Raw genomic sequence first — 8,289 nt, 5'->3', positions numbered from 1 at the left:
GCCGTCCGCGCCGGCCGAAAGGACCTCGTGGGTCAGCGGCCCGTCGCTCGGAACCATGCAGCCGGCCAGCGTCAACAAGGTGCCCGCCGCAAGAACCCGCGCCCATGCGCTCGAAAGCCTGCGCGGCCTGCCCCCATCTTCAACTGCGATCATCACGTACTTTCCCCTTCGACCGTGCCGCGCAGGACAGAACCGGCCACCTGCCGCAACAGGGCGCCATAGACAGGCAGCTCCAATGTCTCGTCAAGTCCCACGATCGAACCCTGTCCCGCCAGGCACATCCCTGCGGCCCCCGCCGCCACCATGAAGCCGCTTCCTTGCCCGACACTTGCCGGTTGTTCCTTCTGGAAAGGGCACGCCCGTCCGCATCGGCGGGACGCACGCGCCGAGCGCCAAGCCGGACCGTCACTCGATGGTAACGGCCGTGCTGGTGCTCCGCAGGACCGCATCGTTCCGGGTGACGGAGACATCGACCACGTAGCGCCCGGGGGGAAGCGTGCGTTTCCTGCCGGCGAAAGCCGAAAAGGTCGCCTTGTCCCGGTCGAGCGGCTCGCTGGTATGGTCCACGAGCGTGTTTCCCTGCCCGTCCTTCAGGACGAGCCTGATCGTGCTGCCCTTCCCGAGATTCGTGAACCAGGCCCAGGCGACGAACAGCCCGTCGCTCGCGACGACCTGCGGCGGCGGGCCCTCCTTGACGAGCGCCTGGTGATCGACCGGCGCGCCGGCCAGCCCCGAGGCAAGGATGTCCGGCCTCGTCAGGTCGAGCTTCTCGACGATGTCGGGGGAAAAGAGCGAGGCCTCCCGCGGGGCGGTCGGGGTGCAGCCCTGCGAGAGCTTGCGCCCGGTCAGGGGATCGAGGGGCTCGCCGCCACGGGAGAGGGTGATGTGGACATGCGGGAACTGGGCGAAGCCGGAAGAGCCGACCTCCCCGAGGCGATCGCCCTTGCGCACCTCCGCACCCGGCCTGACGGCAAGGCTTCCCTTCCGCAGGTGACAATACTGGACCTCGTACCCCTCCGCCAATTGCATGACGATGCCGTTGCCGCATTCCTTGCCGGCGATCCTCGCCCTGTCCTCTTCGGTCTCGACGAGATGATCCGCCTCTCCGTCGCGCACGCGCAGCACCTTGCCGTCGGCGACGGCGATCACGGCATAGCCCTTCTCCATGTCCTTCATGGACAGGATGCGCAGGTCGGTTCCCTTGTGCCCGTCATAGGACTGGCTGCCGCACAGGGGATCGGCGACGCCCGCGCCGGCGTCCATGTCGGGATATTGCTGCATGAAGCAGGTCTTGCCGAGCTCGCATTGCGCCGGCAGGCCGAGTTCGAGCGCCGGCGCGGGCGCGGCGGACAGAAGGCAGACAACGGCGATCGATGCCAGGGCGGAGGGAACGTGTCGCAAGAGGGGTTTCCTGACGTGAAGGATGGATCGGCGCCGCCCTGCGGCCGGCAGGCGACGGTTGACTGTCGGGTTGGCGAAGCTCTACCTAGCAACCGCAAGGAGATAGGCGGAATATGGCCATTTTAGCGTTCGTCCTGATAGCGCACGAGCCGGCGGAGGTCGTCGGGGCATCGATCGACATGCTGCTTGCGGCCGATGGCGCATGCCTGGTCGCCGTCCATTACGACCGCAATTCGCCGGAGGCGGATTTCGCCGCGCTGAAACGGCGCTATGGCGCGCAGGCGCGGGTTCTCCTCGTCGAGGACAGGGCCCGCTGCGGCTGGGGGCAGTTCGGCCTCGTCGACGGGACGGTCCGTGCCCTCGGCCTGCTGGCGGCATCGGGGAAGGACTACACGCATGCCTACCTGGTCAGCTGCTCCTGCTGGCCCATCCGGCCGCTCGCCGAACTCAGGCAGTTCCTCGACCGCAACGGCGCGGTCGACTTCATTGAAAGCCATGACGAGCGCTGGATGACGGGCGGCCTGCGGCAGGAGCGCTATACGCTGCGCCATCCCTTCAGCTTCGCCCGCCGGCGGGGACTGTTCGAAGCGAGCGTCCGCCTTCAGCGCCTATTGGGGCTCAGGCGGACGATTCCTGCCGGCCTGACGCCGCGCTATGGCTCGCAATGGTGGTGCCTGCGGCGGGAAACCGTTTCCGGCGTCCTGCGCTGGGTGGCGGAGAACCCCGCCGCCTACCGTTTCTACCGGCAGGTCTGGATCCCGGACGAGACCTTCTTCCAGACGGTCGTCCATGCGCTCGGGGGCACGCTCGCCCCCGGCTATATCCCGACCCTCTACACGTTCAATCTCCACGGCAAGCCGATCGTCTTTTATGACGATCATCTCGCCTGGCTGCAGCAGCAGCCGCATTTCTTCGCGCGCAAGATCGCGCCGTCGGCAAAGAGTTGCCGGGCCGCGCTGGCGGCGCGGGCGGGTCTGCCCGGCCCGACCGACCGGCCGGTCCTGGCCATACCCGCCGCCCGGACACGAATGCCGCCCCGCGCCGAAACCGTCCCGTTCTACGGCCGGATGTTCGAGCCCGGCTCGGGCATCCGCAACTGGCCGAAGAACCTCGAGACGCTGCGCCAGCCGAGCGCCGTGCTCTACGGGCCGCCGCCGCTGACGCGGCTTGCGGCCGGAATCCTGCGCGCCTCGGGCGGCCTTACCGTGCTCGGGCGGATTTTCCATGCCGAGCGGGCCGAGTTCCAGCCGGGGCAATCCCGGTTCCACGGGCTTGACGCCGGCGACACAACGCTTCGCGACTATGACCGGGCGCTCTTTCTCTCCCGGATCCTCAGCCGTGCCACGGGCCTGCCCGTCTTCGAATTGTGCCCCGGCGACGATCCCGTCCTGGAAAAGCTCGTCTTCGAAAACGAGACCACCTTCGTCGCCGTCCCGCTTCTTCCCGGCGGCCGGTCGCCGGCCTGGCGCTTCCTGTTCTGGTATCTGGCCCTGCCGGAGCCGCAGCGGGCCGCCATCGATGCGGCGGGCCACCGGTTCGACCGCCTGCGGCGCACGGAAGAGACGGCCGCACGGCATTTCGGCCAGAAACATGTGGCGGCGATGGAACGAAAGCTGTTCGCCCCTGCAAACCGTGCAGGCCTGGTGTTTGCAGAGACCGGCGTGCCGCCCGATCCCGACTGGACGACATCGCTGCGCTTCCTGCATGGCGGGCGGGCGGAGCCCCTGCTGGGAGCCTTCGAGGCCCTTGCCGAGGCCTTGTCCAGGCAGGACTGGAGAAGGCTTGCCCCGTCCCTTGCCGAGGAAACCGAAGGCGTGGCGGCACGGCATGGCTAGGAAACTCAAGCATCGCCTGGTCAGCAGCCGCGCCTATAATTTCGTCCTCTCGCGCTGGCAGAACCTGCGCTTCGGCAGCCAGCTGCGCTGTGTGCAGAACCGTCTGCGCAAGGAGGATACGTGCATTCTCTTCAGCTGCATCCGCAACGAGATGCACCGGATCGACGCCTTCCACCGCTATTACAGGGCGCTGGGCGTCGACCACTTCGTCTTCGTCGACAACGGTTCCACGGACGGCTTTGCGGAATGGAGCGCCGGCAAAAAGGACGTTTCGGTCTGGCATACGGACAAGGGCTACAAGAAGGCCGGGTTCGGCGTCCACTGGTGCAACGCCCTGCTCCGCAAGCACGGAACGGGCAAGCTCTGCCTGACCGTCGATCCGGACGAGTTCCTCGTCTATCCCCATATGGAAAGCCGCACGCTCAAGGATCTCGGCCAGCACCTGAAGGAGATCGGCCGGCCGTGCCTGCATGTGCTGATGCTCGATGCCTATAGCGACCGGCCGATCGAGGAGACGGTCATGGCGCCGGGCGACGATCCGTTCGGCCTCTGCCCCTATTTCGACCGAGACGGCTATGTCCAGCGATCGAACTACATGTCGGGCACCTTCGTGCAGGGCGGCCCGCGGCTGCGCGCCTTCAACCGCGATACGCCGAAGGAGGCCCCCGCCCTCAACAAGATGCCGCTCGTCTGGTGGCAGAAGCACTATCGCTACCAGAGCTCGGCGCATCTCATGTGGCCTTGGTCGCTCAACAGGACGTCCGCGAAGACCGGCATCCCCGTCTCCGGCGCCCTCTTCCATTTCAAGTTCGTCTCGTCCCTTCGCGAAAAGGTCGAGGAGGAAATGGCCCGCCGCCAGCATTATGGCGGCAGCCGGGAGTATAAACGCTACAAGGAGAACATCCGCACCACGCTTTATCTCGAAGGCGTCAGCGTCCCGTACGAAGGCACGGACCAGCTCGTGGCGCTGGGCCTGATGCATGTCGGCGAATGGGTCTGACGCCGAAGGGCGGAAAAAGGTTTACTGCCAAAAGACTCCAACTGTGCGAAAAGAAACCCCGCCATGGCAAACATTCTTTTCGTCCATAATTTTTTCCCCGGTCAGTTCGGCTTTCTCGCAGAGGCCCTCGTCCGGTCCGGCGACACGGTCGTCGCCCTCGGTGGAAAGACATCGGAGGAATTTCAGGGCGTTACCCTGGTCCGCTGGCACAACAGGCGAAGCACGACACCCCATATCCTGCCGCCCGCCGTCCGGGCCGAGGCGGACATGATCCGCGCCACCGCGGCGCTGGAAGCGGCGATCGGCCTTTCCAAACGGGGGTTTTCCCCCGACGTCATCATCGGCCATCCCGGCTGGGGGGAAACGCTCTACCTGAAGGAGCTGTGGCCGCGGGCGCGGCTCGTCCTGCATGCCGAGTTCTTCTACAGCGCCAGCAATGGCGATCTCGGCTTCGATCCGGAATTCGGCCCGGTCAGCCTGGCCGAGCGCTGCCGGGCCGTCTCGAAGAGCGCCACGCTGGCCCTCGCCTATACGCAGGCCGACCAGCTGGTCGCCCCCACGCCGTTCCAGGCCGGCACGCTTCCGCAGGTCTTCCGGTCGCGGCTGGCCATCGTGCATGAAGGCGTCGACCTGCACGCGGTCCGCCCCACCCCGGACGCGACCGTCACCATCGGCGAAAGGAGCTTCAGCCGCGCCCGGCCGCTCGTCACCTTCGCCAGCCGGGTCCTCGAGCCCCTGCGGGGATGCCATACCTTCTTCCGGTCGCTTCCCGCAATCCTCGCGGCCGTGCCGGATGCGGACATCGTCATCGCCGGCCAGGAAACCGGCGCGGGCTATGGCGCGGATCCGCCGGCCGGCGAAACGTGGAAAGGCCATTTCTGGAAGGAGATCGAGAATAGGGTCGATCCGGCACGCATTCATTTCGTGGGCTGGCTGCCGAACAGGACCCTGAACGCCCTGATGTCGGTCTCGGCCGCCCATGTCTACCTGACCTATCCGTTCGTGCTGTCCTGGTCGCTGCTGGAAGCCATGGCCTGCGAAGCCCTGGTGATCGCCTCGGACACGCCGCCGCTCCACGACGTCATTGCGGACGGGCGCAACGGCATCCTGGTGGATTTCACCGATCCCCGGCAGCTTGCCGACGCCGTCATTACCGCGCTCCGCCAGCCGGAGCGGTTCTCCGGGCTGCGCCGGGCGGCGCGGCAGACCGTTCTTACGCACTACGACCGGGAACGCCACTGCCTGCCGCAATGGCTGGACATCATCCGGTCCCAGGCGGCCGGCCGGCCGGGCGTCAGTACGAGTGACGGGTCGCCATGACCTTCTCATAGGCCGCAGGATCGAAGGGCACGCCGAGGAATTCGGTCAGCTTGCGCGCATGCTCGGCCCCCGCCACCAGCTCCTCGTATTCGACATGGAAGGCATTCGGCGCCGCCGCGAAGCGGTTCTCCCGCAGCCGCTGGTCCATGCCGCGGATCGTGGCGTAGGAATGGGCGGTGTCCTTCCACCAGCTGCTCTTCGAGGTGGACAGGATGTCGCGATGGTTGAAGATGATCTTCACGTCGCCGAAGATCTCGACCACGTCCGCAAGGAACGCGTCGAGATCCTTGATCTCGTTCCAGTTGATGCGGATTTCCTTGCACCCGACGACCTTCGCATCCGCCGGCGGCTTCAGGACGGTGTCGACGAACGTCCGGCGGATGGCATGGCGCACCTCCTCCGGCTGGATCAGGTCGGCGCCATACCAGGGGTGGACCGGCAGCATGGACTTCTTGGCGACCTGCCCCTTCGTCTCCCGCGCCGCATGGTAGAAGCTGCAAAGATGGGCAAGCGCGTTGTAGTTCTCACCGCGGATGCAGAAGCCCGGCAAGCTGTTGAGGTAGCCCATCAGCAGGGTCGAGCCCGAGCGGCCATAGGTGAAGATGAAAACGTACCGGTATTCGGCCTCGTCGCGAACGGCCCTATTCGGGGAACTCGAACCGCCAGCGTCCTTTTGCTTCGATAACCTGCCGATTAAGTTTCGAAATGGTTTCATAGATTTCAAAGGTCCTCTCAACGCTGGACACATCACTGATGACCGCGCTCTCGTAGTCCCGGCTGTCCTTGATATAGATTTCCCTGATCGAGAGAAACTTCGAGTTCAGGGCGGTCGCCTCCAGGCCGTTGGCACTCATGACCCGGCCCGTCGCATAGTCCTCCAGCATGTGCTGGTACTTTGCCAGGGGCGTTTCGGCGAGAAGGCGGGCGGCCTTGCGGCTGAGGAAGTAGCCGCCCTGCCCGTCGTACCAGGTCTGGTCCGGATCGATCTCGAAAATCAGGCCGGCCAGCTGCTTGTTGAAGACGGCCGGGCCATGCCAGTCGAAGGCGGTGCGGCTGCCCAGATTGACGTCGCTGCCCATATAGTCGAATTTCTCGTAGGGAAATTCCAGGAGCTTCTGGATGTTGACGACGCAGTCGTCGTCGATCTTCAGGTAATGGTCCGCATCGAGAAGGCGCAGGCCCGCCGAGACGCCGTGCCAGATCTTGTGCGACAGGTATTCGTAGGTGTCCGGCGCCGGCACGATCAGCCGGTCCTCGACCAGGAGCGCCTCGGCCTGCTCGGGATGCCCCTCGATGAAGCAGAGGTCGATATTGGCAAGGGCGGCATCCCTGCCCCAGCTGTCGCGGATCGCCTGTTGCTTGTGGCGGTTCTTCCTGCAGCTCACGACGAGGATGGCCAGCTTTTCGCGCCGCGCTATGCGCGTGGTCTTCTGCCGGTCGCGCAGGAGGACGGGCGCATCCGCCAGGCGGATCTCCTCCATGTCCCACTCCAGGCTTGCCCTGCGCGCGGCCGCCGGCGCGAGCACCGCGTGACGCCCGGCAAGGTCGTCCGCCGCCAGGCGCAGCTTGCCGTCCGCCTCCACGAAATGCGTCTGCCTTGCAATGGAAAAGCCCTGGAGATAGGCCGGGCTCTCCTCGTCCAGCAGCAGGAAGTCATCCGTCCTGCTGCGCAGCCTCTTCGTGCGCACGAGCGCGGCGAGGCGCTCCGGATCCGTCTCCGAATCGATCAGGACGACGTTGCGATGGCGCACCTCGGACAGGACCTTGTTCATGAAGAGCGCGCCCTTCAGCTTGCGCAGCGTCCCGTCGCTGCGGATCGTCGTCTCGATGATCGTCGTGCGGATGTTGAAACAGGCGCTTTGCAGGCCGACGAAGAAGCCGTGGCGCAGCAGGTTCGAATTGTGGACGACGACGAGCAGCTCGTCGACCAGCGAATGGACCTTCCCGGCCAGCTGTTCGAACGCCGCCTCGTTGCCATCCCACAGGTAAAGGGCGCAAAGCCCGGTCTTCAGGCCGTCCGCCTCGCCCAGCGCCCGCAGCCGCGGGCCGAGGCCGGTGCGGAACCGGTGTTCCGGGAAGAACGCCCAGCGCCGCGCAAGCGCCGCCGTGACCGGTTCGTCATCGCCGATGGTGATGTAGCGGAAGTCGCTGTAGATGCTCCAGAGCAGCGGCTTCTGGAAGGCCTTGCCGGGAAATTCCAGCCTGAAGCCCTTCAATTCGAGCACGAAGGTTTCGCCGGCGAGGGAAAGCTTTCCCTTGATCACCTGCGTCTTGAAATCGAAGGGGTGCATCTCGGGCTTCGACCAGACGCCGGCATAACGGTCCTTGACGGCGATCTGCCCCTCTTCCTTGAGGAACTCGACATGGAAGAGCACGTCATCGGCAATGCTGTCCACCAGGCTGAGATAGAGCCGGGCGTCCTTGTCCAAGGCGGAGACGGAGAAATGAAGAGGCGCGTCGAACCTCCTGATGATCTTCACCCTGTCCATTCAGCTGCTTTCCATCTCCAACACCGTGTTCCTGCGCCAGCAGGAAAGGCATTATCTCCACCGTCACGTCAAGCCGGGGACGGAAAGTTTCGTCTTTCGGTGCCTTTTCGCAAAAGCCCGGGCACATGGCCGGACGGCGCCGCCGGCGTTTCGGCAAGGCGGATTGCACGTCCTGCGGAAGATGCCTGTTGCAGAGCAAGCGCGCTTCAGCATAGTGGGCCGAAAGCTTCAGCCTCGGGAGAAA

6 protein-coding genes are annotated in these 8,289 nt (G+C 65.5%); 3 read left to right on the top strand and 3 right to left on the bottom strand.

Annotated elements, in window-relative coordinates:
- Nucleotides 1–405: 405 nt before the first annotated feature.
- Entirely contained in the window at nucleotides 406–1,401 is a 996-nt protein-coding gene (locus MUU56_RS29675; protein WP_245081904.1) for a M23 family metallopeptidase, read from the bottom strand.
- Nucleotides 1,402–1,514: 113 nt separating this feature from the next.
- Here MUU56_RS29675 and MUU56_RS29670 point away from each other — a divergent pair, with 113 nt between their 5' ends.
- From MUU56_RS29670 to MUU56_RS29660, 3 genes are all read left to right on the top strand, one after another.
- Nucleotides 1,515–3,236, top strand: coding sequence for a beta-1,6-N-acetylglucosaminyltransferase (locus MUU56_RS29670; RefSeq protein WP_245081901.1), 1,722 nt, complete (start codon nucleotides 1,515–1,517; stop codon nucleotides 3,234–3,236).
- Nucleotides 3,229–4,236: a glycosyltransferase family 2 protein gene (locus tag MUU56_RS29665; RefSeq protein ID WP_245081899.1), complete on the top strand. Its 1,008-nt coding sequence runs from the start codon at nucleotides 3,229–3,231 to the stop codon at nucleotides 4,234–4,236. The genes MUU56_RS29670 and MUU56_RS29665 overlap by 8 nt, the downstream gene beginning before the upstream one ends.
- Nucleotides 4,237–4,299: 63 nt before the next feature.
- A complete protein-coding gene (locus MUU56_RS29660) occupies nucleotides 4,300–5,556 on the top strand; it encodes a glycosyltransferase (protein WP_245081897.1) in 1,257 nt (418 codons plus the stop codon).
- Here MUU56_RS29660 and MUU56_RS29655 read toward each other — a convergent pair.
- Nucleotides 5,531–6,271, bottom strand: a complete 741-nt coding sequence (locus MUU56_RS29655) for a sulfotransferase (protein ID WP_263195022.1) — start codon at nucleotides 6,269–6,271, stop codon at nucleotides 5,531–5,533. The genes MUU56_RS29660 and MUU56_RS29655 overlap by 26 nt on opposite strands.
- On the bottom strand, nucleotides 6,198–8,045 hold the full coding sequence (locus tag MUU56_RS29650) for a glycosyltransferase family protein (RefSeq protein ID WP_245081893.1): 1,848 nt from the start codon (nucleotides 8,043–8,045) through the stop codon (nucleotides 6,198–6,200). The genes MUU56_RS29655 and MUU56_RS29650 overlap by 74 nt, the downstream gene beginning before the upstream one ends.
- Nucleotides 8,046–8,289 lie beyond the last annotated feature (244 nt).

It is taken from the genome of Shinella yambaruensis, from assembly GCF_022899355.1.
GTDB classification, from domain to species: domain Bacteria; phylum Pseudomonadota; class Alphaproteobacteria; order Rhizobiales; family Rhizobiaceae; genus Shinella; species Shinella yambaruensis.
This window is presented reverse-complemented; position numbering and strand designations above follow the sequence as displayed.